Source organism: Geodermatophilus sp. URMC 65 (genome assembly GCF_053502545.1).
Map to the genome: position 1 here is coordinate 3,497,916 of NZ_CP199954.1, position 25,510 is coordinate 3,523,425.

Below are 25,510 nucleotides of genomic sequence, written 5' to 3' on the forward strand. Positions count from 1 at the left end.
GGCCCCGCGCTCACTCCAGCAGCCGGGACACCCCGGCGAGCCGGGCGTCGCCGGCCATCGCGGCCAGCCACGTCGCCCAGCCCGGCCGGGCCCGCATCGCCTCCAGTGCCGCCCGGGCCGCGTCGCGGTCCCCGCGCTGCGAGGCGGCCAGCGCGGCGTAGAGGTCGCGGGCGCCCTCCGGGGCGAACAGCGCGAGGGTCTCGTAGTCGCGCTCGTCGTAGGCGCGCTGCAGGTTGCGCAGCATCCGCAGCTGCGCGACCGGGTCGCCCGAGTCGTCGACCCGCAGGTCCATCCGGACGCCGTCGTCCTCGTCGCTGGCCGGCGTCCCGCCGACGACCAGCAGCGCCGCGGACTGCCGGCCGCGGACGTCGCCGCCGGCGTCCTGCCCGGCGGTCAGCGCGGCGAGCAGCCGGTCGGGCAGGTCGCCGCGGGCGGCGGTGTAGGCCTGTGCCATCGCCGGCAGCACCTCCGGTGAGGCCAGCATGTTGCCCTGCACGCTCATCTGGTCGCCGACCAGGTGGCCGCTGACCGGGAAGGACCCGCGCCCGGTGTCGGCGGCGACGCGGCCGGTCGCGTCGAGGACGGCGATCTGCCGGTCGACGTCCTCGGCCGCGTGCGCCGCCGCCCGCACCAGGTCGGCCGGGTCGGCGCCGTCGGCGAGGCCGGTCAGCAGCGACTGGCCCAGGCCACGCCGGCTGCGCGCCTGGACCGCGACCACCCCGACCCCCGGCCGCGCGCTGGGCACCGCCCGGCCGACGGCGAGGATGCACGACGACACCGCGATGCCCAGCTCTCCGGTCGCCGGGTCCCGCGCGACGACCGAGAAGGTCACGGCACCGCCTCGCCGGCGCTCGTCGACCCCGTGACCCGAGGGACTGTGTCTCCGGATGACCTCCCGGTCACACCGTCGCCGGGAGCGGCATCTCGCGGACGTCGTCGGCGACGGTGAGCGGGGCTCCGGTGGCGGCCTGGACGTCGTCGACGCTGACGCCAGGAGCGGTCTCGCGGAGCACGAAGCCCCCCGGGGTGACGTCGATGACGGCGAGGTCGGTGACCACCCGGTCCACGCAGGCCCTGCCGGTCAGCGGCAGGGTGCACTCCTCGACCAGCTTGGGTGACCCGTCGCGGGCGACGTGTTCCATCATGATGATCACCGTGCGGGCGCCGTGGACGAGGTCCATCGCGCCGCCCATGCCGTTGACCATCTTGCCGGGGATCAGCCAGTTGGCCAGGTCGCCGCGGGGGTTGACCTGCATCGCGCCGAGCACGGCCACGTCGAGGTGCTGGCCGCGGATCATGCCGAAGCTCAGCGACGAGTCGAAGAAGGACGCCCCGGGCAGGATCGTCACGGTCTCCTTGCCGGCGTTGATCAGGTCCGGGTCCTCCTCGCCCTCGAACGGGTAGGGGCCCACGCCGAGGATGCCGTTCTCCGAGTGCAGCACCACGTGCACGTCGTCGGGGACGAAGTTGGGCACCAGGGTCGGCATCCCGATGCCCAGGTTGACGTACTGGCCGTCCTCGAGCTCGAGGGCGACCCGGGCGGCGAGCTGGTCACGGGTCAGGCTCATCGGGGGTCCCCTTCGGTGGCCTCGTCGCCGGCAGCGGCCGGCGCGGCGGAGCGGTCGGTGCGCGGGCGGGTGGTGCGGTTCTCGATCCCCTTGCCCTCCGGGCCGACGACGACCACCCGGTTGACGAAGACCCCGGGCAGGTGCACGTCCTCGGGCCGGATCTCGCCGGGCTCGACGAGCTCCTCGACCTCGGCGATGGTGACCCGCCCGGCCATCCCGGCCAGCGGGTTGAAGTTGCGCGCGGACTCGTGGAACACCAGGTTGCCGTGCCGGTCACCGACTGCGGCGCGGACCAGGCCGAAGTCGGCGGTCAGCGCGGTCTCCAGGACGTACTGCCGGCCGTCGAACTCCCGGATCTCCTTGGGGGTGGAGGTCTCCACGACGTTGCCGCCGGCGTCGTAGTGCACCGGGATGCCGCCGTCGGCGACCATCGTGCCCACGCCGGTGGGGGTGTAGAAGGCCGGGATGCCGGTGCCGCCGGCGCGCAGCCGCTCGGCCAGCGTGCCCTGCGGGGTCAGCTCCACCGACAGCTGGCCGGACAGGTAGAGGCGGGCCAGCTCCTTGTTGCCGCCCACGAACGAGCTGATCGTCCGGGTGATGCGCCCGGCGTAGAGCAGCACGCCCAGCGCCTGGTCGTCGACGCCGCAGTTGTTGCTGATCGTCGTCAGCCGGGACGCGCCCTGCTCGAGCAGCGCGTCGATCAGCTTGATGGGCACGCCGCACAAGCCGAAACCGCCGACGGCGAGCACCGCGCCGTCCCTGATGTCCGCGACCGCCTCAGCGGCGCTGCCGACCACCTTGTCCATGCGGGAACACCGTCCGTCCGTCCGGGCGGCTGGGGAGCTGCGTCAGGCAGGACGGCCCAGCTCGCGGATGCCGTCGATCGTCCGGCCGAGCGTAGCGGTGACCCTCTCCGCCGTGGCGCGGCCCGGCAGCAGGGAGAGGTCGGGCGAGCGGACGAGCACGATCGACGCACCGGCGGCCAGGGGGGCCAGCAGCCACGCGACCGGGCCGGCCTCGGCGGCGGTGCGGTCGTCGACCAGCACCCGGTCGCCCTCGACCAGACCCAGCCGCCCCGCGAGCTCGCGGGCGGTGTCCACCAGCCCGCCGAGGGTCAGCTCCAGGGCGCCCAGCAGCAGGCCGGGCGCGGCCGGGTCGGGCCGTTGCCAGGGGGTGAAGACGTCGCCGTGCCCGCGGACCTCGAGGGCGAAGTCGCGGGCCGGGCCGGTGTAGCCGGTCATGCCCATGCCGAGCGGGTGCAGGGAGAGGCCGACCAGCTCGGGCAGCCCCTGCTCCTCGAGCGGCGGGAGCCGGTCCTGCGCGGCCAGGACGACGTCGGCGTCGTCGAGCCGGCCGTCGTCCTCGGCCGCGGTGTCGAGGACCGTGGCCCCGCAGCTCCACACCCCCAGCAGCACCGCCGCGGTCTGCCAGTGCACCGGCAGCGCCACGGCGACCGTGCTGCCCCCGGTGACGTCGAACTCGTCCTGCAGCAGGTTCGCCGTCTTGGCCACCCAGTTGGCCAGGGTGGCCGCCGACAGCTCGACCCGCCCACCGCCGAGGTCGTCGTAGGAGGTCAGCAGCGGCGCCGCCGGTGCGCGGCGCAGCGTCGCGGTGAGCAGGTCGGCGGGGGTCTGCGGGGAGTCGAGCATGCCTCGAGCCTCCCAGGTGACGGCCCTCCTGCAGGGGCCCGCCGGTGGCCTCCCCGCGGGGTCCCACCGCGAGCTTGCGAGCGGTGGGGGGCGGGGAGGTCCTTTCACGGTGGGGGGCAGGAGGGTCCTCCTTCAGTTGATGCAGTCGGTGTCGGCCGCGGTGCGCGCGGCCTCCTTCTTCTCCTCGGTGGGAGCCGCCGGGGCGGCCGGGTCGACGGCCTGGCCGATCCCGTTGAAGTCCGAGCCGAGCACCAGCTGCACGGTGCCGGAGGAGGCGTCCTCGGCCTTCTTCTTGCCCGCGCCGGGGATGGCGTTCGCGAGCGTCGTGGCCAGTGCCTCGTCACCCGGGGCGTAGCGGACGACCGTGGTGGCATGGTCGGAGGAGTCGGCGTTGCCGGTCGTCCCCACGGCGAACCCGGCGGTACCCAGCGCGGCGGCGGCCTGGGCGGCCAGGCCCGGGGTCCCCGAGCCGTTGTAGACGTCGACGGTCACCGCGGACGGCGCGACCGTCTTCGGCGCCGCGGGCGTCGCCCTGGCCGCCTTCGCGGGCTCGGCCGACAGGTCGCCGAAGAACTGGTGGAGGGTGTCCTCGTCCGCCAGCCGGATGATCGAGCGGTCCTGCTCGTCCCGGTCGGTCCCGAGGTTGGGGATGGTCTGGAACTGGATGCTGCCGGCGGTCACCGACTGCATCTGCTGGGCCAGCCGGAACAGGTCCAGGCCCTGGTCGATGGTGAGGGACTGGGACGCCGCCGACGTCAGCTCACGCTGCTTGCCGAGGTCGAGGAGCACGTCGTCGGAGAGCATCTTGCGGAGCACCCCGGCGATGAAGACCTGCTGTCGGACGATCCGGTCCAAGTCGCCGCGGGGCAGGCCGTGCCGCTGGCGGACGAACTGCAGCGCCTGCGTGCCGCTGATCGTCTGGACCCCGGCCGGGAACACCGCGCCGGAGTACTTGCGGTCGTCGACGGCCTTGCACAGGTTGACCTCGACGCCGCCGACGACCGAGCTGAGGTTGAAGAAGCCGAGGAGGTCGACCTCGGCGTAGTGGTCGATCTGCAGGCCGGTCAGCCCGCTGATCGTCTGCACCAGCAGCCGGGCGCCGCTGGACTGCCGCTGCTCCTCGGTCGCCGACTCCGATGCCTCGGCGTAGCCGTAGGCGTAGGCGGCGTTGAGCTTGTCCATCCCGTGACCGGGGATCGCCACGTACGAGTCGCGCGGGAAGGAGACGAACGACGCGCGGGAACCGTCGGCCGGGACGTGCACCAGGATCATCGTGTCGGTGTTGATGCCGGAGTCGCCGCCCGTCTGCAGGGCGTCCTGCTGCTCCTCGGTGAGGTTGGCCCGGTTGTCGTTGCCGACGAGCAGCAGGTTCATGGCCTCGGGACCGCCGCTGCCCTCGTTACCGTCGGTGGGGATGGCGTCGGTGCGGTTGACCGAGGCCTCGGCGACCTGACCGAGGTACCAGCCCCAGCCGGACCCGACGAGCAGCACGACGGAGAGGACGCCGGCGAGGACCCGCGCCGCGGTGGCCGCGCGTCGCGTCCGGCTGCCCGGCGGTCGGCTATCGCCGTCCGGGGTGTCAACTGCCGCGCGGGAGGACCGGGCATCGCTGCGGGAGGAGCCGGAGCGGCCGGCCCTCGGGTCCAGGCGGGGAGGCAGCTGGCGGCTGCCACCCGCTGCGGGAGGTCCGGGCTTCTTCGGGCTCACGTGAGGCGTCCTTCCTCGTACTGGTCCGCGGACACGACCCCCGTGCGTCGTGCTCGGGACCGGACTCGGTCGGCTGCCGCCGCGGCGGGCATCGACCCGGAGGTTGAGGCGATGCTAGGTGCCCTGAGCCACCGCGGGCTCACGTCACGTGGCGAAACGGGACACGTGTGACGAGCGGTGCCACCTGGCCGGGTGGGGAGGATCGCACCCGTCCCACGCACGGCTCGCGCCGCGGGTGAGCCGCCCTCGTGGCGCACGCGGACAGCCGGCCGGTGTAGCGCCCGCGGGTCCGCCCCGGGCGTAGCGACCCCGGGGGGAGTACTCGCCGAAGGCCCCCGAGCGCTCGCCACCCTCGGGGGTCGGACGGAGCGGTTCGTCGCGACGCGGGAGAAGTCTGTTGCCGATGTGACTCGAGGGGCGTGTCGCGGCGGGCAGATGCTGACAAATCGACCTGTCCGACTGAATCCGGGCCGCAGTGGCTGCTTAGAGTCACCGCGCCATGACTGAGACATACGCACCGGCGCCGGACGGCCCCATGCACGACACACCTGCCGTCGCGGCTGCCCGGGTGTGGCCGGCCGTCTCGGTGGTCATGCCTGTGCTCAACGAGGCGCGGCACCTGGCCACGAGCGTGAGGCAGATCCTGGCCCAGGAGTACTGCGGTGAGGTCGAGCTCATCCTCTCCCTCGGGCCGTCGAAGGACGACACCGACCGCATCGCGCGCGAGCTGGCCGCCTCCGACCCGCGGGTCAAGCTGGTGCGCAACCCCAGCGGCAAGACCCCGTGCGGTCTCAACATCGCGGTGCAGGCGGCCAGTCATGGCATCGTCGCGCGCGTCGACGGGCACGGCATCCTGCTGCCCGGCTACCTCGAACGAGCCGTGTCGCTGCTCGAGGCGACCGGTGCGGCCAACGTCGGCGGGCTGATGATGGCGGTCGGCGTCACGGGCTTCGAGCAGGCGGTCGCCCGGGCCTACTCGTCCAGGGTCGGCCTCGGCGGTGGCAGTTTCCACGTGGGCGGCGAGGAGGGGCCGGTCGACTCCGTGTACCTCGGGGTGTTCCGCCGGGAGGTGCTCGACCTCCTGGGTGGCTTCGACGAGCACTACCACCGCGCCCAGGACTGGGAGCTCAACCACCGCATCCGGCAGGCGGGCGGCGTCGTCTGGTTCTCGCCGGACCTCGCGGTGACCTACCGGCCGCGGTCGTCCTGGCTCGAGCTGGTCCGGCAGTTCTTCCACACCGGCCGCTGGCGCCGCGAGGTCATCCGGCAGCACCCGGACTCCATCCGGCCGCGCTACCTGGCGCCGCCGGCTGCCACGGCCGCCATCCTCGTCGGCGCGGTCGCCGGCGCCGTCGGCACGGTAGTCCAGTCCCCGGTCCTGCAGCTGGGGTGGGCCGGTCCGCTCGGTTACGGCGTCGGCGCGGTCGTCGCCTCGCTGGCCGAGAGCCGAGGTCTGCCGTGGCGGGCGCGCGCCTGGCTCCCGGTCGTGCTGTCCACGATCCACCTGAGCTGGGGCAGCGGCTTCCTCTTCGGGCGGCGGCCGGGTCGCCGCTCCACCCGGAGGACGACGGCATGACGGCCGACGCCGTTGGGACACTGGCTCCGGTGAGCGCGCAGAGCGGGGTGGCCGGGCAGGTGTCGGGCGTCATCGCCCGCCCCTGTGCGCTGTGGCACCGCCGACGCGCGGTCCAGCTGCTCGTGGCGCGCGACCTCAAGGTGCGCTACGCGTCGTCGGCGCTGGGCTACCTGTGGTCGGTGCTCGAGCCGCTGCTGCTCGCCGGCATCTACTGGTTCATCTTCACCCAGGTCTTCACGCGCACCGTGGGCGCCGAGCCGTACATGGTGTTCCTGCTCGCCGGTCTGCTGCCCTGGACCTGGTTCAACGGTGCGGTCACCGACGCGGCGCGAGCGCTGCACACCGAGGCCAAGCTCGTGCGCTCGACGAACGTGCCGCGCGAGGTCTGGGTCCTGCGGGTCGTGCTCTCCAAGGGTGTCGAGTACGCCCTCAGCCTCCCCGTCCTGTTCCTGTTCGTCGCGGTGTACGCGGTCCCGGTCTCCTGGCACGTGCTGCTCATACTGCCCGCTGCGCTGTTGCAGGCGGTTCTGCTGCTCGGCCTGGGCCTGCTGCTCTCCCCGCTCGTGGTGCTCGTCCGCGACCTGGAGCGGATAGTCCGGCTGGCCCTGCGGCTCGGCTTCTACGCCTCCCCGGTGATCTTCGCCGTCCCGGACGTCCCCGAGCCCTGGGACGCCCTCTTCGCTCTCAACCCCCTGGCCGGCATCGTCGAGCTGGTACGTGCCGGGTTCTACCCGGGCCACGTGCACTGGGAGCACGTCCTCGTGTCCGCCGTCCTGTCCGTCGGCCTCCTGGTGGTCGGTTGGCTGGTGTTCGCCCGGCTCGAGCGGACCGTGCTCAAGGAGATCTGATGAGCACCCTCACCACCGGAGGCACCGTGATCTCCGTCCGGGACGTCGGTGTCCGCTTCCACCGCGGCCGCAGGCACCGCAGCGTCCGCGACCTGCTGCTCCGCCGGGAGAACGGTGTGCGCCGGGACGAGTTCTGGGCGCTGAACGACGTCAGTTTCGACATCTCGGCCGGCGAGACGATCGGCGTGGTGGGCCGCAACGGACACGGCAAGTCGACGCTGCTCAAGCTCATCGCCGGCGTCATGCTGCCCGACACCGGCCGCGTCGAGGTGCGGGCCGGGGTGGCGCCCCTGATCGAGATCACCGGTGGCTTCGTCAACGACCTGACCGTCCGCGAGAACATCGGGCTCACCGCGGGGCTGCACGGCATGTCGAAGGCCGCGATCGACGCGCGTTTCGACGAGATCGTCGACTTCGCCGAGATCGAGGACTTCCTCGACACCCCTTACAAGCACCTCTCGAGCGGGATGAAGGTCCGCGTGGCGTTCGCCGTCGTCTCCCGCCTCGAGGAGCCGGTCATCCTCGTCGACGAGGTCCTCGCGGTGGGGGACAAGGTCTTCAAGCGCAAGTGCCACGCGCGCATCGAGGAGCTCACCGCCGAGGGGCGCACGCTGTTCCTCGTGTCCCACAGCGACTCGGACCTGCGCCGCTTCTGCCGGCGCGGCATCTACCTGCGCGGCGGCCGACTCGTCGCGGACGGTCCGATGGACGACGTGCTGGCGGAGTACGGCGCCGAGAACGAGACGAACGCGAACCGCGGCTGACGCCCGTGTGCGCCGCAGCCAGATCCCAGGGAGGGGACAGATGCGTCGGAACCTGAAGAAGGCGGTACCGCTGCACGTGCAGCAGCGGGTGTACCGGACCGTGCCAGAACCGGTCTGGAGGCTGATCCGGGACGTCGGCAACGGGACGACCGCGTGGCAGCGGCGTCGTCAGGAGGCCGGGGTGGCCCGGTTGCTGCGGACGGGCGCCACCGAGATCGACGGTCCGCTGACCGTCGTCACCTACCGTGGTGAACAGCTGCTCGCGCGTCCCACCGGCTCGTTCACCGCGCACGACGCCCTCGCCCGAAACGCGGCGTTCGTCGCCGACGCCCTGGAGGCGGCCGGCATCGACCACCTGGTCGTCGATGCGTCCCCGTCGCGTCGACGCATCATCGCGATCGCGGAGGGCGACCGGGGTGCGACCTGGGCGGCACTGCAGTCGGCCGGGGACCGGCTCCCGTTCTACGTCCGGGAGGTCCACCCGCACACCAACCGGCCCAGCGTCCGGCTGACGCACGTCACCGAGGAGACCGGCGCGGCCGCGGCCTACACCGTCTACTCGGTGGACGCCGTGCCGTCGGTCCCGGACGGCGCCGGTGGAGAGACGTCGATCGCGCTCGGGGCGCGCGAGCTCGGGTGCGTCGTGGAGTTCTGGCGGGTGCTCGAGGAGGACCAGCCCGACGACCACGCCACCGGTGAACCGCTGGCCGCCGGGTCCTGGATCGCACCGCGCCGGAACCGGTGGGTGGACGCCGTCCCCAGCACCATCGGTGAGCCGGCCCGCTGGCAGGTCGACGGGGTGAGCCGCCCGGCGCTCCCGGTCCTGAGCCCGCAGCACGTCTTCGACGTGGACTTCCCCATCGACGTCGTCTACACCTGGGTCGACGGCAGCGACCCCGCCTGGCAGGAGCGCAAGGCCGCTGCGCACGCCGCCGTCGGCCTCGGCGAGCTCAACGAGTACGCCAGCAACGAGTCCCGCTTCCTGTCCCGGGACGAGCTCCGCTACTCCCTCCGGTCGCTGGACATGTACGCCGGCTGGGTCCGTCACGTGTACCTCGTGACCGACGACCAGGTCCCGCCGTGGCTGGACACGACCAACCCCCGGATCACCGTGGTGAGTCACCGGGAGCTGTTCGGCGACCGCGGCAAGCTGCCGACCTTCAACTCGCACGCCATCGAGTCGCAGCTGCACCACATCCCGGGCCTGAGCGACCACTTCCTCTACCTGAACGACGACTTCTTCTTCGGCCGGCCGGTCGAGCCCAGGCTGTTCTTCCACGGCAACGGGATCGCCCGCTTCGCCACCTCGACGGCGAAGCTCGGGCTGGGTCCCACGGGTCCCTTCGACCGGCCGGTGATGAGCGGCGGCAAGAACAACCGCGACCTGCTGTTCAAGGAGTTCGGCCGGACGACGACGAACAAGTTCAAGCACGTCCCGCAGAGCCTGCTCAAGGACGTGCTCTTCGAGATGGAGGAGCGCTTCCCCGAGCAGTTCGAGGCCACGGCCTCGGCCCAGTTCCGCAGCCCGCGGGACCTCTCCGTCGTGTCCTCGCTGCACCAGCACTACGCGTACCTGCGCGGCCGGGCGGTCGAGGGGCGCCTGCGCTACCTCTACGCCGACATCGCTGCTCCCACCACCGCGCGGCGTCTCGAGCGACTGCTGCGCAGCCGTGACTACGACACCTTCTGCCTCAACGACCACGACACCTCCGGGGTCGACCCGCTCGAGCAGCAGCGGATGCTGCACGCCTTCCTGTCCCGGTACTTCCCACTCGCCAGCAGCTTCGAGAAGGCAGCCGGGTGATCCCCGGCGTCGGCGGTCCCCGCCGGGGACGACGCCGGAGCCGGCGGATGAGCGGCAGGTGAGCCACGCCTGCGGCGTGCGGCGGCGGCGACGCCCGTCGCCGCACCGGCGCGGCCGCCACGGTGGGGCCCTGGCGGTGCCCATCGCCCGTACCGCCGGGTGGTGGGCCGGCCCCCATCCTCCTCAGCGCGTGACCGCCACCGTCGGGCGCTCAGCCACCGAGTGAACGCCCCCGTTCCCACGCCGAACACCCCCGTCCCTGGAGCCGCACCATGCGTTCTGTCCTCTCCCGGGTGACCCGCGCCCGGTCAGCCGCCGCCGAGCCCGCTCCGGCAGCCGCGAACCCCGACGACCTGCGCATCGCCGTGTGCGCCATCGCCCGCAACGAACGGGACTACCTGCTCGAGTGGGTCGCCTACCACCGGCTGGCCGGCTTCGACGGCATCCACGTCTACGACAACGTCTCCGACGACGGCACCTCCGAACTGCTGACATCGCTGGATGCCGCCGGCGTCGTCCACCGGACGCACTGGCCGCGCCGGGAGGGGATCCCGCCACAGCGGCACGCCTACCAGCACTTCCTCGAGAACCACGCCGGGGAGTACGACTGGGTCCTCATCTGCGACCTCGATGAATTCGTCGTGCCCCGCACCGGCACGGTGAAGGACTTCATCCGCCGCGGGACCACGCGCGACCCCTCCATCACGGCTTACGCACTGCCGTGGCTGGTGTTCGGGTCGGGAGGCCAGGAGGAGAAGACACCGGGCCTGGTGATCGAGCGCTTCACCAACTGCGCCGAGAAGCCGGGCCCCAGCGTGAAGACGCTGTTCCGCAGCGACGCCGTGCTCGCGATGCGCACCCACATCGCCGACCTCATGTGGGGCCGCTACGCGGACAACCGGTACCAGCCCCCCCGCTGGTCGGACAGGATGCCGATCGACCTGGTCGAGGCCGAGGACGGCGAGGTGCTGGTCCACCACTACTTCACCAAGTCGCGTGCGGAGTGGGTCGAGCGGCGCAAGCTGCCGAAGGCGGACCGCGCCACGCTCTCGCACCGGCACCTGACGATGTTCGAGCGCTACGAGCGACTGCCACGAGAGGAGACCCGGGCCGCCGCGATGGCCGACCGGGTGCGTGCAGAGGTCCGGCGGCTCGAGCAGGTGGTCGACCAGCTGCCCGGGCGACGGTTGAAGCCGGTGGTGCTCACGGCCTCCCGGGACGGGGTCATCGGCACCGTGGACGGCCTGCAGCCAGGTCAGGACTGCGCGGTACGGGTGGTCATCAACGACGTCGTCGAACGCATCGTCGGCTGCGACCGGGTGATCGACGGCCGACCTGCCTTCTTCGTCGTCGGCAAGTGGAACGAGGTCCCCACGAAGTCCGTCCGGGCGAGCGTGGTCGGCAGCAAGCGAGTGGTGAAGGCCGTCAGCGACGGCCGCCGGGACCAGCGCGAGGTCCTCGAGGTGGTCCAGGAGTTCCTGCCCGGCGCCGAGGAGAAGATCTTCAACATCGCCCTCGAGCTGGCGAGGACGGAGGAGGGCGCCGGCAAGCTCGCCACGTCGCTCTCCGCGACCTTCGACAAGTTCCCCTGGTACGGCGCCCTCCTCGAGGGGCTCCTCGCCCTGCACCGGGGCGACAGCCGAGGCCGTGACGTCCTCGCCGATGCGGCCGGGCGCTGGCCTGACGGCATGCGGCAGCTGGCCGAGAAGCTGGGCGAGAAGGACGTCCGGTACGCCCTGCAGCTCCTCCAGCGCCACGGCCTGTCGACCGAGACCCTCGCCGAGGTGGCGATGACCGCCTGATCGAGGGGATGCGGAGGTCCCACGGCCGCCTGTGTGTGGCCGTGGGACCTGTGCGTTCGTGGCGAGGGCGTACGCCTCCCCCGGCTGAGTGCGCCGAGCCGGCCGCTGTCAGGGGCGGCGTGGGCGGCGCGACCCCGGCTGCGACAGGTGCCGGGACGGAGGAGCCGGCCGGGGCGCCGCCGCGTCGGTGACCGGACCGGACAAGGCGACGGTCAGTGCGTCGACGTCCCCGTCCTCGACGAGGAGTCCCGCGAGGGTCTCGTGGCCCTGCGGCTCCTCGAGCGGCACGGCTCGTCGGCCGAGACCCTGGCCGAGCCGGCGCCGACCACCTGCCCCCGGGGCATTGCCGCAGGGCAGCTGCCGCCCGCCTCGGGCGCCGACCCGGGCGCCCGGGGCGAGCGGCTGTGGATTGCGTCAGACGGTGTAGAAGCTGCCGGTCGGGTCCTTGTGCAGGGGCGGCGCGTTGTCCAGGCCGTGGGCGATGTGCCAGGCGACGAAGCGGCCGATGGTGCGGTGCCCTGCTGCATCCGGGTGGCGTCGGTCGGTGGCCAGGCTGAACGAGCACATGAACCCGGTCATGTACCGCGTGGTCCCGGTGGCACGGGAGTCACCGATGGCGCGGGCGACCTGCACGTAGCCGGGGGTCACCGTGCTGGGGGACGGCAGGAAGCCACCGATGATGATGGGGACGGCGCCGGGTGCTTGTGCACGGATGACGCTGAGGACGTCGCGCACGCCCGTCATGACGGCGCTGGGGGACTGCGCCTCGTCGTTGAGCCCGCCCTGGATGAGGACGTAGTCGGTCTCCGGGTCGATCGGGTGGGCCCGCAGCGCCTGGGCGAAGGTCCCGTTGTCCCCGCGCTTGACGTAGCCGCCGCCGGGCGAGGCGACGATTGTGCCGGGGGTCCAGCCCAGCTGCTGCGCGGTGTAGCGCCACCAGGCGCCTTCGGTCGTCGGTGGGAACCGCTTGTACACGGCACCCCAGGCCGCCGTGTAGGAGTCGCCGACGACGGCGACCACCGGCCGGGCCGCCGCGTCGGCTGTGGCCGGTGGGCTCACGACGACGAGTGCGCCGACGAGGGCGAGGAGGCAGGCCACGACGCTGAGACGCCAGGAACGCGAGGTCACCCATCCAGTGCACCGCTACGCTGCGTGAGCGTCGATCGCCCCATCCGGTGACACACGGTAGAGATCCAGGGAGCCCCGGCGACTTTGATCACTTCGCGTGATCATGCAGATCCTGTGAAGTGACGGCACGCAGCGGCGTGACCAGGGTGCGGCCGCCCGTTCCCGGCGGCGCGGACCGGCGACGTCGGGACGACCGCCCCGATCGGGGTACCGCACGGTCGTTCGGCTCGCGTCACGGGCGCGTGCACGCGGTCAGGAGCGGGAGAGGGCCGAGGGTCGGGACTCCGTCGCGACGCTCCCCGCCACGGGGATCCGGGCCGTGACGGCCGAGTTCTCGTGTCGGGCCGAGGTCCCGGTGGTGTCCGGCCGGCTCCCGGGGCGACCGGTGGCTGTGGGACCCGCAGGGACGGCGGCCTCGGGAGCTGTCGGGTGCTGCAGCTCCTGCAGCGTCCGGAGCACGTTGCGGCGCAGGCGGCCGGCGAAGGGGCGCTCGACCAGGCGGTGGACGGCCCAGGCGAGCGTGACGGTCACGGCGAAGGCGACCACCAGGACGGCGTACTTGGGCAGTGCGGGGGTCAGCAGGTGGATGACGTAGCGACCCCAGAACTCGTGGACCAGGTACAGCGGGTAGGTGAGGGCGCCGAGCACGGTGAGCCAGCGCCAGCGCACCTCCCGGAGCCGGGTCAGGGACGCCGCCGCGGCGACGGCGAAGAAGCCCAGGACGACGACCCAGACGAGCGGAGAGCTGTGCTCGACCGCGGTGATGTCGTCGATCCGGCCCACCGCGCCGCGGTCGGCGGCGTTCGCCGCGAGGATGGCGTTCGTCGCCACCAGCAGCCAGGCCAGGAGGGAGTGCCCCTCCCGGTGGATGAAGTAGAGCATCATGCCGCCGGCGAACAGGGGAGCGTGCGTCGGCAGCAGCACGGCCTGCAGGAGTGCGGAGTCGCTGGTGGCCGCCATGGCGCCGGCCACCGGCCACAGCGCGCAGAAGGCCAGGATCCGGGCGCGGGTCAGGCCGATCACCATGAAGACGCCGATGAGGACGTAGAAGCGCAGCTCGATCCAGAGCGTCCAGTAGACGCCCTCCAGCCGGTGGACGCCCCACGCCTCGTGCAGCATCGTCGCGTTGACGAGCGCCTGGCCCAGGTCGGCCGGCCGACCCTCCGGCCACAGGACCACCAGCAGCAGGGTGCTCAGCGCGACGCCGGCCCAGTAGGCGGGGAAGAGGCGGCCGATGCGGGACGCCGTGTAGTCGGCGAGGGAGCGGTCCCACGCCGTCATCAGGATCACGAACCCGCTGATGATGAAGAAGAACTCGACGCCGAGGGTCCCGTAGGCCGCGTACCGGGAGAGCGTCGGGAAGGCGCGGTCGACCGACGTGCCCCAGTCCTCGTGGGCCCGGGCGGTGAAGTGGAAGACCACGACGGACATGGCCGCGACAAAGCGGAGGCCGTCGAGGACCCGGAACCGGACGGGCTGCTGGGGTGCGAGCCGGCCGCGGGGCACCGTCGGAGAAGCGCTGGACGTGAGCACCCGATCACCGTATGTGCGACCTGACCCTGGTGGCGGCACGCGCGCAGAGGCGGGACGGCACTCCCGGCGCCTGAGCCACGCCCGTAACGGGGACCTCACCGGCCAGGGGAGGACCCGTCCGTCCGGCCACCCGATCGGGTGCCCGTCGGTCGGTCCGGCTCAAGGTCCGGGGTGTCCTGCCGATGCCACAACGACCAGGGAGGTCGTTGACATGGTGGGAAGCCGGTTGCTGCGACGTGCGGTGACGACGTCGGTCCTGACTCTGGTCGCGAGCACGGGAGCCGCGGTGCCGACCGCTCTCGCCGAACCGGCCGCGGCGGCCCCCGCCGAGGCGACGCCGGCAGCGACCTGGGCGGCCGATCCCTCTCGCCCGTTCAGCGACCCGTTGTGGCTGCCGTTGCGTGACCCGGCCCGGGTCTCCTGCACGTACACGAACTGCCCGCTGGACTCGGGGAACGTCTACCACGGTTACTGGGCCATCGACTTCCTCGGCGAACTCGGTGATCCCCTCTACGCAGCAGGTGCCGGCGTCGTGCACGTCGGTGCCTCCGACCCGGGATGTCGGACGGGGACCACCGAGGCCAGCGGCACCTGGGTGTGGATCGACCACGGTGCAGGCCTGGTCACCAAGTACAACCACCTCGACACGATCACGGTCAGGGACGGCCAGCTGGTCACCCCGTCGACGCAGATCGGGACGATGGGCCACAGCGGTGACCACGCGCCCTGCACCACCGACTATCTGCACTTCGAGGTCCGGACGGGCGGCGTCACCGGCCCCCGGATCGACCCCAAGCGTCTCTACGGCTGCCAAGGAGGGACCCGGCTGAGCTTCCCCAACGCCTGGGGGGAGACGTCGTGGAACGACCTCGGCAAGGTGGAGTTCTCCACGCCGCAGCTGGACAACAGCTGCCTGCCGAGCGCCTCGTCGACCAGCTCGGCGCCGGCATCGCTGTCGGCCCGGCGCGGTGACCGCACCGCCACCCTGACCTGGACCCCCCCGGCCACGACGCCCGCTCCGGTCGACCGGTACGCGATCTCCATGGAGGTCTGGGGCCCCAGCGTCGGCGCCTGGCACTCGATGAGCTACCGGGCCGTGCCGGCCGGCTCGCTGTCGACGACGATATCCGGGCTGGAGAACGGCCGCACCTACCGGTTCCGGGTCCTGGCGCACACCCCGGCGGGCACGCGCAGCGTCGGCGGCAACAGCGCGTGGACTGCGTACGCGAAGGCGACGCCGGCCACCGCGCCACTCGCGCCGCGCACCGACCGCAACCTCACACCGGGCACCACCTACGTCCGCTTCGGCTGGTACGGCGCCGTCCCCCAGGGGACGCCGGTCACCTCCTACACGGCGCGCATCCGTTACTGGACCGGGTCGGCCTGGAGCGCGTGGAGCTCGGTCGAGGTCCCCGCCGCCGAGTTGACGCACCGGTGGGACGGTCTGCGGCGTGGCACCACCTACCAGGTGACGGTGCGGGCCACCAGCGACGCCGGCTCCAGCCCCTGGGGGATCTCGCGCAAGCTGACCACGCTGCGCTGACGCGGGTCAGGCGGCCGATCCGGGCCGCAACCGGGACGACGACACGATCGCGACGAAGTGCCCGGCCACCGCGAGCAGCGACGCCGGGATCAGCACGGCGAGCAGCACGCGGGTCCCGGTCAGGTCGCCGGTCGCGACGTCGACGACGGCGGCCGCCAGGACCAGCAGGCTGAGCTCGATCGAGTGGTAGAGCCGGTGGAACGGCACGAAGCGGGCCATGCGCCGCAGCCGGGCCAGACCCGAGGCGCGCGGTGCGGTCGTGGCCTCGTCGTCGGCGGCCCGGGGCAGGCCGGCGGACGCCCGCGCCACGTGCACCATGTCGTTGAGCGCCTTGTTGAGGACGATCACCACGGCCAGCAGCGCCCCGAGCGTCGTCCACCCGTAGCCGGAGGTGACGTCGTCGATCCCGCCGGCGGCGCGCACGCCCAGCGCGAGCGGGATGAGGGACTCGGTCAGGTAGTGGCCCACCTTGTCCAGGAAGACGCCGAGCGGGCTCGACGTCCCGCGCCAGCGGGCGACCTCGCCGTCGCTGGCGTCCCAGAGCATCTGCAGCTGCGTCAGCAGCACGGCCAGCACCGCACCCCACAGGCCCGGGACCAGCAGGGCGATCCCCGACGCGGCGCCGGTGACGATCATCAGCGCCGTGACCGCGTTCGCCGTCAGCCCGGCGCGCACCAGCAGCCGGGTCAGGTGGGGTGAGATGCGCCGCATGTACAGGTCGCCGGTCCAGTGCTCGGCGGTCCGCCGTCCCCGGATGGCCGGCGGCTGGGTGACCTGGCGCAGGTCGGCGATGCTGGGCCAGGTGGGACGGTCGGGGGTCATCGGACCGCTCGGCTCAGCTTGGCCTGCAGGACGTCCCGCTCGGAGATGATGGCGTCGCAGGCGTCGAGGAACCGGGCGAGGGCCGCGGCGGGGTCCGTGCCGCCCAGGTAGTGCTCGACCAGCGCCTCCCGCCGACCCCGCTCCCGGTCGTCGCCCAGGCAGCGGCGGACCAGCTCGCCGGCTCGGGCGGCGTCGTCGGCCGACAGCCGGGGGACGGCGTCCAGCAGGGGCGAGCTGCCCACGACGGCGCCGGCCTCGGCCGGGACGGTCACCACCAGCGGCCGACCGGTCGGCAGCCACTCCACGGCGACGGACGAGACGTCCGTGACGAGCACGTCCGCGCCCGCGAAGGCCGTCTCCAGGGGCGACGCGGTGTCGACGACGCTCGCCGTGCGGCGGACCGCCTCCTCCGTGAACAGCGCCCGCAGGGCGGTGTCGGCGGCTCGGACGTCGGTGCGATTGGCCCCCGTGCGCGGGTGCGGCCGGTAGACGACCCGCATCCCGGCGCCCAGCAGGGACCGCACCAGCGGGACGCCGTGGCTGGGCACCGAGCTGTACGACATGGACTGCTGCGCGCCCTCCCACGTGGGCGCGTAGAGCACGGTGGCGGGGGCGGCCGCGGACCGTCGACGCGTTGCCGGGGGGTCGAGGGCGGGCCGTCCGACGTGCACCAGCCGACCGGCGTCGAACCACATCAGTGCGTCGAGGATGCGGTCTGCGCCGGCCTGCCCGGCGACGAACACCCGGTCGTAGGCCTTGAGCTGGTTGGAGGCCGAAACGGCCTTGTCGCTGTCGCCGTGCCCCAGGTGGACGTGCGCGAGCTCCGGCCAGCGGAGGAACTGGAAGTTGCGCGGGTGGTGGCTGACGTACAGCGCGAGGGCCAGCGAGCTCCGCCGGAGCAGCGATTCCATGGTGGCGGTCCAGGCCACGCACAGCACGGGCAGCGTCGTGACGCGGCGCAGGTGCGCCGTCGTCCGGCTGTCCTGGGTGAGGACCACGACGCCGTGCCGCTCGTGCAGCGCCGTGAGCGGCTCGAGCCACTGCTCCAGCTGGTAGGCGTTGCGCAGCGGCTCGGGGAAGAAGACGACGATCCGCTGGTCGAGGACCACGTCGCCGAGGGCGGCGTCCTCACCCAGGCCGTCCGGATCACCTCCGGGCTGCAGTCCGAGGCGCCGGACCAGGCGACCGGCGGACGAGCGCATCCGGGCCGGGGTGAGCGGGAAGAGGGCAGGCAAGGACAGCTCCTGGGGTCGGGCCGCAGCGACGGTACTGGTCAGACGATCGGTGGCCGGCCGTGCCGGGCCATGCGGGCCACCGTCCGCCAGCGCAGGGGACGGCGGGCGCCGGGGGGTGTGCGCCATCCCTCCCACCAGCCCGCGAACCAGGGCCGCAGGGTGGAGGGAGTACGCGCGGACCGGGCCACCTGCAGCGCCGTCCAGGTCAGCACGTAGGGCACACCGAGGACCCACGGGAGGTTCCGCCGCGCCAGCCAGACCCGGTTGCGCGCGTTGAGCCGGAAGAAGTCCGCGTGGCGGGTGGTCGCGGTCACCGGGTGCACGGCCGCGAGGTCGCCGGCGTACCGCACGGTCGATCCGACGTCCCACACCCGCCAGGCCAGTTCGATCCCCTCGTGGGCGTAGAAGAACGGCGCCGGCCACCCACCAGCGGCGGCGAAGGTGGACCGGCGGGTGACGACCGCGCCCTCCCAGACGGAGAAGACGGCGCTGGACCGGGTGCGGTCGCCGACCCGCATCCGGGGCGTCCACCGGCGGGGCGGCTCGCCGTCACCGGCGGCCTCCACCCGCGGCTGGAGCATCCCGAGCCGGGGGTCGACGGCGAAGCGCCGGGTCGCCTGGGCCAGGAACCCCGGATCGGGGAGGGCGGCGTCGTCGTCCAGGAACAGCAGCAGGTCGCCGGCCACGTGCGGCACCCCCGCGTTGCGGCCGGCCGGGATGCCGACGTTCTCGGGCAGGGCCAGGGCACCGACCCCGTCCGGCAGGCCCTGCGGCGTCCAGCCGTTCCCCACGACGACGACGTCGGTGCGCACGCCCTCCTGGATGAGGACCGAACGCACCGCCCGGTCCAGGTCGCCCGGGCGCCGCCCCTGGGTCAGGACGACGACGCCCACCAGCGGCTGGTCAGTTCCCACGCACGGCGTCCGGGTCCACGCCCACGGGTACGAGGTCGCCGGGTTCCTCCTCGTGCAGGACCTCCGCGGCGACCGAGGCGTTGAGGTGGCTGGAGAGCTCGTCCTCCCGCCGGACGTCGACGATGTGCCCGGTCCAGGACGAGATGAGGACGTCCAGGGAGGTCTGGGCGACCGCCTCGGAGGTGAGCAACGTGTCCTCGGGCTCCTGGCCGAAGGCCTTGGTCCGCATCGGGGTGGCGGTCCGCTCCGGGTTGACGCAGTTGACCCGGACCCCTCCTGCGGCCCACTCGTCGGCGAGCGCCTGGGTGAGGTTGACGACGGCGGCCTTGGCGGACGAGTAGAGGCTGTAGCCGCTGCGTCCCCGCGTGTAGGAGCTGGAGGTGAACAGCAGCAGCGAGCCGCCGGTCCGCCGGAGGTGGGGGTGGAAGACCTGGGCGATGTGGATCGGCGCGAGGTAGTTGACCTCGGTCGCCATGTACACCATCTCCTCGCTGGTCTCCGCCAGCTCGCCCTGGGGCAGGATCCCTGCGGTGTTGACGACGTAGTCGACCCGGCCCGTGGCCGCCAGCACCGTCTCGCAGGCCGCGACGACGTCGGCGCGGCGTTCCACGTGCGTGTCGGTGGCCGACCGGCTGAAGGTGAACGTGGTGGCCCCGTGGGACTCGGCCAATCGGACGATGTCGGCGCCGATCCCGTAGCTGCCCCCGAAGACGACGACCGTCTTCCCGGTGAGGGCCGCCCGGTACTCGGACTCGTCCCCGGACTGGGGGGCGTCGTGACTGTCGAGCTGGAAGAGCTTGTCGGCGAGGTAGACGTCGATCGGCTCGGTGACCTTCATGTTGCGGTCCTCGCCGCGGACCACCCCGATCGGCACGTCGGGGGTGTAGCGGAGGACGACGGTGCAGTCGTCGGTCGCCTCGAAGTCGGGGTCGAGGGCCGCGCGCTCGTAGGCGCGCCGGATCACCGACAGGCGGAAGCACTGCGGCGTCTGGCCCCGGCGCAGCCGGCTCCGCCGGAGGACGTCGTCGATCGTCCGGCCGGTCTCGTCGACCTGGATGATCGTGTCCGCCGAGGGGATGGCGGTGTCCACGGCCTCGTACGCGTCGAGCGCGTCGACGCAGTCGGCGATGACCCGCTGGGTCAGCAGTGGCCGGACCGCGTCGTGGAGGAGGACGTTGCACTCCTCGGTGCCGAGCGCGTCGATGGCGCGCTGGGTGGTCGCGTTGCGCGTCGAGGCGCCCTCGAGGACGCGCGTGACCTTGGGGTACGCGCCCGACCGGAGGATGCCGTGGACGGCGTCCAGGTGGCCCGGCGTCATCATGACGACGATCTCGTCGATCAGCGGGGACGCGTGGAGCACTCCGATGGTGTGCTCGATGATCGGCTTGCCGGCGACCTTGATGAGCTGCTTGGGGATGGACAGCCCCACCCGCGTGCCCGTGCCCCCGGCCAGGACGACAGCTACGTTGCGCAAGCTCACCACCACAGGATCGTAACGGCGTGTCCCGCCGGCGTCGGGGTGGCTGAGCCGTCCGGTGCTCCCGTGACGAACGAGTCCCGGCCCGCTGCACGACGGTGATGAGCCCCGGATCGGGGACCCGCGGTGCGCGACACGCCTCACCCCGCCGGAGGATGACCCCGTCCCCGGGGCGCGGGAGGATCGGCGCATGCGCGTGCTCGTCACCGGGGGAGCGGGCTTCATCGGCTCGCACTACGTCCGGACCATGCTCACCGGCGGTTACCCGGGCTTCGAGGACGCCGAGGTGACCGTCCTCGACAAGCTCACCTACGCCGGCAACCCGGCCAACCTGGCGCCGGTGGCCGACTCGCCGCGCTACCGCTTCGTGCGGGGTGACATCTGCAGCGCCGCTGACCTCGACGCCGCCCTGCCCGGCCACGACGTCGTCGTCAACTTCGCCGCCGAGTCGCACGTCGACCGCTCGATCACCGGCGCCTCGGAGTTCGTGCTGACCAACGTGCTCGGCGCCCAGCAGGTGTTCGAGGCCTGCCTGCGGCACGGCGTCCGCCGGGTCGTGCACGTCTCCACCGACGAGGTCTACGGCTCGATCGACGAGGGCTCGTGGACCGAGGACCACCTCCTGGAGCCGAACTCGCCGTACTCGGCGGCCAAGGCCGGCGGGGACCTGATCGCCCGCGCCTACGCGAAGACCTACGGGCTGGACATCTCCATCACCCGGTGCAGCAACAACTACGGGCCGTACCACTTCCCCGAGAAGGTCATCCCGCTGTTCGTCACCAACCTGCTCGACGGGCACAAGGTGCCGCTGTACGGCGAGGGGGCCAACGTGCGCGACTGGCTGTTCGTCGACGACCACTGCCGCGGCATCCAGCTGGTCGTGGAGAAGGGGCGGCCCGGCGAGTTCTACAACATCGGCGGCGGCCGGGAGCTGTCCAACCGGGAGCTGACCGAGAAGCTGCTCGAGGCCACCGGCCGCGACTGGAGCTACGTCGAGAACATCGTCGACCCGCGCGGGGGCGGCCACGACCTGCGCTACTCGGTGGACTACTCCAAGACCGCCGCGCTCGGCTACGCGCCGCGGATGGGCTTCGAGGACGGGCTCGCCCTCACCGTGCAGTGGTACCGGGACAACCGGGCGTGGTGGGAGCCGCTCAAGGCCGGGCTCGCCGGCACGGCGGGCACCGTCCGGGCATGACCGGACCCGACCTGCCGATCGCCTGGCTGGTCACCGGCGCCCGCGGGCAGCTCGGCGGCGACCTGCTCGCCGTCCTGGCCCGCCGGCCCGGGGACGCCGTCACCGCGCTGGGGCGCGTCGAGCTCGACCTGACCGACGAGCGGCAGGTGCGCGACGTCGTCCGCCGCTGGCTGGACGGCGTCCGCGGCGCCCGTCCCGTCGTCCTCAACGCCGCCGCCTACACCGCCGTCGACGCCGCGGAGAGCGACGAGGAGACCGCGCTGCTGGTCAACGGCCGCGCCCCCGGCTGGCTGGCCGAGGAGCTGGCCGGGCGCGGGCGGCTGGTGCACGTCTCCACCGACTACGTCTTCGACGGCGAGGCCACCGAGCCCTACCCGGTGGACGCCCCGGTGGCGCCGCGCTCGGCCTACGGCCGGACCAAGGCGGCGGGGGAGTGCGCGGTCGCCGCCGCCGGGGGTGACGCCACCGTCGTCCGCACCGCCTGGGTGTACGGCGCGCACGGCGGCAACTTCGTGCGCACCATGGTCGGCCGGGCCCTCGACGGCGCCCCGGTGTCGGTGGTCGACGACCAGGTCGGCTCGCCGACGTGGGCGGCCGACCTCGCCACCGGCCTGGTGGCGCTCGGCGCCCGGTCCGGTCCGGTGCCGCCGGTGCTGCACCGCACCGACGCCGGCGCGGTCAGCTGGTACGGCCTGGCCCGCGCCGTCTACGAGGAGGTCGGCGCCGACCCGGCCCTGGTGACCCCGACGACGACCGAGGCCTTCCCGCGACCGGCGCCCCGCCCGGCGTGGTCGGTGCTCGACGGCAGCGCGTGGCTGGCCGCCGGCCTGCCCGCGCCCCGGCCCTGGCGGACGGCGCTGCACCTCGCCCTGCAGGAGTGGCCGCACCGCTGAGGCCTGTGACCCGTGGGGCCGGAGTGACCAGCGGGACGGGGCAGGCGGTCCTCCGGAGATCGTCGGCCGCGTCGACTCAACACCGGTCGTGGCCCGGCCGATGGTGTTCGTGGACAGATGCGCCCTCCCGCAGGGTGCAGCCGCCACGCCCCACCGGAGGACCAGCCCGTGCGTCGTCTGCTCGCCGGAACCACCGCCTTCGTGGCCTTCACCAGCACCTTCCTGGTGCTGCCGGTCTACGCCGAGCCGGCGCCCGAGGCCGTGCCCGTCGAGACGTCGGTCGAGGAGGTCGCGATGGGGTCGGTCGCCGACCCCGCTGCCGAGGCCGAGGTGCAGGAGGGCACCACCGATCCGGTGGCCGGCGTGTCCGACACCGTCCCGACGTTGACGGTGAGCGCGACCGACGTCGCGGAGTTCTCGCTGGTGGGTGTCACCTGGGCGTACGACCCCGCGGTCACCGACACCGTCGTGCAGGTGCGGGTGCGCAACCCCGCCGGCACCTGGGGCGCCTGGACGGAGGTCGCGGCGGAGGTCGCCGAGCAGCCCGCGGACGCCGACACGGAGGCCACCGTGCGGGGCGGGACGGCGCCGCTGTGGACCGGCCCGGCCACCGCGGTGGAGGCCGAGCTGGTGACCCGCTCCGGTGCGCAGCCCACCGACGTGCAGCTGGACCTGGTCGACCCGGGTGAGAGCGCGGCCGACGACTCCCTGGGCGCTGCCGACATCACCGAGACCGCGGACGCGGCCGTGGCGATGCCGCCCGTCTACTCCCGGGCCCAGTGGGGCGCCGACGAGCGCCTCATGAAGTGGAACCCGCAGTTCGCCAGCACCACCAAGGCCGCGACGCTGCACCACACCGCCGGGTCGAACAACTACACCGCCGACCAGGTGCCGGCCATCCTGCGGTCGACCTACACGTACCACGCGCAGAGCCTGGGCTGGGGCGACATCGGCTACAACGTCCTCGTCGACAAGTTCGGCCGGCTCTGGGAGGGCCGTTCGGGCGGCCTGGCCAGCACGGTGATCGGGGCGCACGCCGGCGGCTTCAACACCGGCACCTTCGGGGTGTCGATGATGGGGAACTACGACGTCGTCGACACGCCCCAGGCGATGATCGACTCGGTCGCCGCGATCATCGCGTGGAAGTTCTCGCTCTTCGGCGTCAACCCGAAGGGGACGACGACGCTCACCTCGGGCGGCACCGACAAGTACGCCGCCGGCGCCCGGGTCACCCTGCCGACGGTCTTCGGGCACCGCGACACGAAGAGCACTGCCTGCCCGGGCCGGTACGGCTACGCGCGACTGGGCGAGATCCGCGACAAGGTCGCCGCCCGGATGGCCAACACCAAGTCACCGATCCGCACCCGCTACGACTCCGACGCCGGCCTGCGGGCGTGGCTCGGCGCGCCGGTGGGCGGTGAGCAGTCGGCGGCCGGCGTCACCTGGCAGGTCTACGCCAACGGCGCCCGGCTGTACTCCTCGCCGCTCGGTGGCGTCCGACTGGTGCTCGGCGGCATCCTCGACCGCTACCTCGCGTCCGGCGGACCGGCGGTGCTCGGACCGCCCGTCTCGGACGACGCCCCCACACCCGGTGGCAAGGGCGCGTTCGTGCGGTTCCAGCACGGCGACGTCTACTGGTCGCCGACGACCGGTTCGCAGCTCGTCCGGGGCGACATCCTTGCCGCGTGGCTGGCCGCCGGCGGCGCGACCGGGTCCCTCGGGTTCCCGACCACCAGCGACGCGCCGACGCCGGACGGGCGCGGGTACTTCGTGCGCTTCCAGGGTGGCGACATCTACTGGTCGCAGGCGACCGGTGCCCGGATCCTCGTCCTGGGCTCCATCCGGCGCACCTGGCTGGCCGCCGGCGGGACGGCGGGCTACCTGGGCTTCCCGACGACCAACGAGGGGCCGGTCGGCACCGGCGCCTCCGCGCGGTTCCAGGGCGGTGACCTCTTCTGGTCGCCGACCACGAGCACCCGCATCGTGCGCGGGGACATCCTGGCCGCCTACCACGCCGCCGGAGGCCCGACCGGGTACCTCGGGTTCCCGCTCAGCAGCGACGCGCCGACGCCGGACGGGCGCGGGTACTTCGTGCGCTTCCAGGGTGGCGACATCTACTGGTCGCAGGCGACCGGTGCCCGGATCGTGCGGGGCTCGATCAAGGACACCTGGCTGGCCGCCGGGGGGGTCACGAGCTTCTTCGGGTTCCCGGTCACCGACGACACGGCCACCGGCAAGGGCGCGTTCGTGCGGTTCCAGGGCGGCGACGTCTACTGGTCGCCGACGACGGGCACCCACATCGTGCGCGGGGACATCCTGGCCGCCTACCACGCCGCCGGCGGCGCGACCGGGTCCCTCGGGTTCCCGACCACCAGCGACGCGCCGACGCCGGACGGGCGCGGGTACTTCGTGCGCTTCCAGGGTGGCGACATCTACTGGTCGCAGGCGACCGGTGCCCGGATCCTCGTCCTGGGCTCCATCCGGCGCACCTGGCTGGCCGCCGGCGGGACGGCGGGCTACCTGGGCTTCCCGACGACCAACGAGGGGCCGGTCGGCACCGGCGCCTCCGCGCGGTTCCAGGGCGGTGACCTCTTCTGGTCGCCGACCACGAGCACCCGCATCGTGCGCGGGGACATCCTGGCCGCCTACCACGCCGCCGGAGGCCCGACCGGATACCTCGGGTTCCCGCTCAGCAGCGACGCCAGGACCGCCGACGGCCGGGGCTACGTCGTCCGCTTCCGGGGCGGGGACATCTGGTGGTCGCCGTCGACCGGCGCGCAGGTGGTGTCCGGCGCGATGGCGAAGACCTACTGGGAGCAGGGCGGCAGTTCCTCGGCGCTGGGCTTCCCGACGCGGTCGAGCTACGCCGTCTCCGGCGGGATGCGCACCGACTTCCAGGGTGGCTCGATGACGTGGAACGCCACCAGCGGCGCCGTCAGCCTGAGGAAGTGATCACAGGCGCCCCAGACCCCGCGTTGCTCCACCCGGCAAGTCGTCACTGGAAGTAGCCTCCCGAGCACGGACGCCGCAGGCTGCCCGCCAGCACCGC

At 73.0% G+C, this 25,510-nt stretch carries 20 protein-coding genes; 9 read left to right on the top strand and 11 right to left on the bottom strand.

Features of this window, described 5'->3' with window-relative positions; genetic code table 11:
- Nucleotides 1-10: 10 nt before the first annotated feature.
- From ACWIX7_RS17035 to ACWIX7_RS17055, 5 genes are all read right to left on the bottom strand, one after another.
- Nucleotides 11-832, bottom strand: coding sequence for a DUF1028 domain-containing protein (locus ACWIX7_RS17035; protein ID WP_448617610.1), 822 nt, complete (start codon nucleotides 830-832; stop codon nucleotides 11-13).
- A gap of 67 nt (nucleotides 833-899) precedes the next feature.
- Nucleotides 900-1,568, bottom strand: a complete 669-nt coding sequence (locus ACWIX7_RS17040; RefSeq protein WP_448617611.1) for a CoA transferase subunit B — start codon at nucleotides 1,566-1,568, stop codon at nucleotides 900-902.
- The gene (locus ACWIX7_RS17045) at nucleotides 1,565-2,374 is read right to left on the bottom strand and encodes a CoA transferase subunit A (protein ID WP_448617612.1); all 810 of its coding nucleotides are present in this window, start codon (nucleotides 2,372-2,374) and stop codon (nucleotides 1,565-1,567) included. The genes ACWIX7_RS17040 and ACWIX7_RS17045 overlap by 4 nt, the downstream gene beginning before the upstream one ends.
- A 42-nt stretch (nucleotides 2,375-2,416) precedes the next feature.
- Nucleotides 2,417-3,217 (bottom strand): TIGR03089 family protein, encoded by an 801-nt coding sequence (locus ACWIX7_RS17050; RefSeq protein ID WP_448617613.1) that lies wholly within the window; start codon nucleotides 3,215-3,217, stop codon nucleotides 2,417-2,419.
- A 132-nt stretch (nucleotides 3,218-3,349) separates the two neighbouring features.
- Entirely contained in the window at nucleotides 3,350-4,708 is a 1,359-nt protein-coding gene (locus ACWIX7_RS17055) for an LCP family protein (RefSeq protein WP_448617614.1), read from the bottom strand.
- A 751-nt stretch (nucleotides 4,709-5,459) separates the two neighbouring features.
- Here ACWIX7_RS17055 and ACWIX7_RS17060 point away from each other — a divergent pair.
- The 5 genes from ACWIX7_RS17060 to ACWIX7_RS17080 all read left to right on the top strand — a co-directional run bounded on the left by ACWIX7_RS17060 (nucleotide 5,460) and on the right by ACWIX7_RS17080 (nucleotide 11,718).
- Complete coding sequence (locus ACWIX7_RS17060) at nucleotides 5,460-6,500, top strand: glycosyltransferase family 2 protein (RefSeq protein ID WP_448617615.1); 1,041 nt, start codon at nucleotides 5,460-5,462, stop codon at nucleotides 6,498-6,500.
- 29 nt (nucleotides 6,501-6,529) lie between these two features.
- On the top strand, nucleotides 6,530-7,348 hold the full coding sequence (locus tag ACWIX7_RS17065; protein ID WP_448617616.1) for an ABC transporter permease: 819 nt from the start codon (nucleotides 6,530-6,532) through the stop codon (nucleotides 7,346-7,348).
- Nucleotides 7,348-8,112, top strand: a complete 765-nt coding sequence (locus tag ACWIX7_RS17070; RefSeq protein ID WP_448617617.1) for an ABC transporter ATP-binding protein — start codon at nucleotides 7,348-7,350, stop codon at nucleotides 8,110-8,112. Before ACWIX7_RS17065 ends, ACWIX7_RS17070 begins: the two co-directional genes overlap by 1 nt.
- 40 nt (nucleotides 8,113-8,152) lie before the next feature.
- Nucleotides 8,153-9,916 carry a stealth family protein gene (locus ACWIX7_RS17075; protein WP_448617618.1) on the top strand — a complete coding sequence of 588 codons (1,764 nt, stop codon included), beginning with the start codon at nucleotides 8,153-8,155 and terminating at the stop codon, nucleotides 9,914-9,916.
- Between the two features lie 272 nt (nucleotides 9,917-10,188).
- Nucleotides 10,189-11,718, top strand: a complete 1,530-nt coding sequence (locus tag ACWIX7_RS17080; protein ID WP_448617619.1) for a glycosyltransferase family 2 protein — start codon at nucleotides 10,189-10,191, stop codon at nucleotides 11,716-11,718.
- A gap of 414 nt (nucleotides 11,719-12,132) precedes the next feature.
- Here ACWIX7_RS17080 and ACWIX7_RS17085 read toward each other — a convergent pair whose 3' ends face one another.
- Both ACWIX7_RS17085 and ACWIX7_RS17090 read right to left on the bottom strand, forming a co-directional pair.
- Nucleotides 12,133-12,846, bottom strand: a complete 714-nt coding sequence (locus ACWIX7_RS17085) for an SGNH/GDSL hydrolase family protein (RefSeq protein ID WP_448617620.1) — start codon at nucleotides 12,844-12,846, stop codon at nucleotides 12,133-12,135.
- A 252-nt stretch (nucleotides 12,847-13,098) separates the two neighbouring features.
- Nucleotides 13,099-14,379 (bottom strand): acyltransferase family protein, encoded by a 1,281-nt coding sequence (locus ACWIX7_RS17090; protein ID WP_448617621.1) that lies wholly within the window; start codon nucleotides 14,377-14,379, stop codon nucleotides 13,099-13,101.
- A gap of 286 nt (nucleotides 14,380-14,665) precedes the next feature.
- On the opposite strand from ACWIX7_RS17090, the gene ACWIX7_RS17095 reads away from it, so the two are divergent.
- Nucleotides 14,666-15,922: a peptidoglycan DD-metalloendopeptidase family protein gene (locus tag ACWIX7_RS17095; RefSeq protein ID WP_448617622.1), complete on the top strand. Its 1,257-nt coding sequence runs from the start codon at nucleotides 14,666-14,668 to the stop codon at nucleotides 15,920-15,922.
- Between the two features lie 6 nt (nucleotides 15,923-15,928).
- Here ACWIX7_RS17095 and ACWIX7_RS17100 read toward each other — a convergent pair whose 3' ends face one another.
- From ACWIX7_RS17100 to ACWIX7_RS17115, 4 genes are read right to left on the bottom strand one after another with little or no spacing between them, the layout of a single operon-like run.
- Nucleotides 15,929-16,744, bottom strand: a complete 816-nt coding sequence (locus tag ACWIX7_RS17100) for a CDP-alcohol phosphatidyltransferase family protein (RefSeq protein ID WP_448617623.1) — start codon at nucleotides 16,742-16,744, stop codon at nucleotides 15,929-15,931.
- Nucleotides 16,741-17,979, bottom strand: coding sequence for a CDP-glycerol glycerophosphotransferase family protein (locus tag ACWIX7_RS17105; protein ID WP_448617624.1), 1,239 nt, complete (start codon nucleotides 17,977-17,979; stop codon nucleotides 16,741-16,743). Before ACWIX7_RS17105 ends, ACWIX7_RS17100 begins: the two co-directional genes overlap by 4 nt.
- A gap of 38 nt (nucleotides 17,980-18,017) precedes the next feature.
- The gene (locus tag ACWIX7_RS17110; protein ID WP_448617625.1) at nucleotides 18,018-18,893 is read right to left on the bottom strand and encodes a glycosyltransferase family 2 protein; all 876 of its coding nucleotides are present in this window, start codon (nucleotides 18,891-18,893) and stop codon (nucleotides 18,018-18,020) included.
- Complete coding sequence (locus ACWIX7_RS17115; RefSeq protein WP_448617626.1) at nucleotides 18,883-20,373, bottom strand: SDR family NAD(P)-dependent oxidoreductase; 1,491 nt, start codon at nucleotides 20,371-20,373, stop codon at nucleotides 18,883-18,885. Before ACWIX7_RS17115 ends, ACWIX7_RS17110 begins: the two co-directional genes overlap by 11 nt.
- A gap of 187 nt (nucleotides 20,374-20,560) precedes the next feature.
- On the opposite strand from ACWIX7_RS17115, the gene rfbB reads away from it, so the two are divergent.
- From rfbB to ACWIX7_RS17130, 3 genes are all read left to right on the top strand, one after another.
- Nucleotides 20,561-21,568, top strand: coding sequence for a dTDP-glucose 4,6-dehydratase (gene rfbB, locus ACWIX7_RS17120; RefSeq protein WP_448617627.1), 1,008 nt, complete (start codon nucleotides 20,561-20,563; stop codon nucleotides 21,566-21,568).
- On the top strand, nucleotides 21,565-22,461 hold the full coding sequence (rfbD, locus tag ACWIX7_RS17125; protein WP_448617628.1) for a dTDP-4-dehydrorhamnose reductase: 897 nt from the start codon (nucleotides 21,565-21,567) through the stop codon (nucleotides 22,459-22,461). Before rfbB ends, rfbD begins: the two co-directional genes overlap by 4 nt.
- Before the next feature lie 168 nt (nucleotides 22,462-22,629).
- A complete protein-coding gene (locus ACWIX7_RS17130) occupies nucleotides 22,630-25,413 on the top strand; it encodes an N-acetylmuramoyl-L-alanine amidase (RefSeq protein ID WP_448617629.1) in 2,784 nt (927 codons plus the stop codon).
- The last annotated feature ends 97 nt before the right edge of the window (nucleotides 25,414-25,510 follow it).

Coding starts and splice junctions, on each gene's coding strand:
- ACWIX7_RS17040 (WP_448617611.1), bottom strand. CDS start 1,568: ATGAGCCTGACCCGTGACCAGCTCGCCGCCCGGGTCGCCCTCGAGCTC.
- ACWIX7_RS17045 (WP_448617612.1), bottom strand. CDS start 2,374: ATGGACAAGGTGGTCGGCAGCGCCGCTGAGGCGGTCGCGGACATCAGG.
- ACWIX7_RS17050 (WP_448617613.1), bottom strand. CDS start 3,217: ATGCTCGACTCCCCGCAGACCCCCGCCGACCTGCTCACCGCGACGCTG.
- ACWIX7_RS17060 (WP_448617615.1), top strand. CDS start 5,460: ATGCACGACACACCTGCCGTCGCGGCTGCCCGGGTGTGGCCGGCCGTC.
- ACWIX7_RS17070 (WP_448617617.1), top strand. CDS start 7,348: ATGAGCACCCTCACCACCGGAGGCACCGTGATCTCCGTCCGGGACGTC.
- ACWIX7_RS17075 (WP_448617618.1), top strand. CDS start 8,153: ATGCGTCGGAACCTGAAGAAGGCGGTACCGCTGCACGTGCAGCAGCGG.
- ACWIX7_RS17080 (WP_448617619.1), top strand. CDS start 10,189: ATGCGTTCTGTCCTCTCCCGGGTGACCCGCGCCCGGTCAGCCGCCGCC.
- ACWIX7_RS17100 (WP_448617623.1), bottom strand. CDS start 16,744: ATGACCCCCGACCGTCCCACCTGGCCCAGCATCGCCGACCTGCGCCAG.
- rfbB (WP_448617627.1), top strand. CDS start 20,561: ATGCGCGTGCTCGTCACCGGGGGAGCGGGCTTCATCGGCTCGCACTAC.
- rfbD (WP_448617628.1), top strand. CDS start 21,565: ATGACCGGACCCGACCTGCCGATCGCCTGGCTGGTCACCGGCGCCCGC.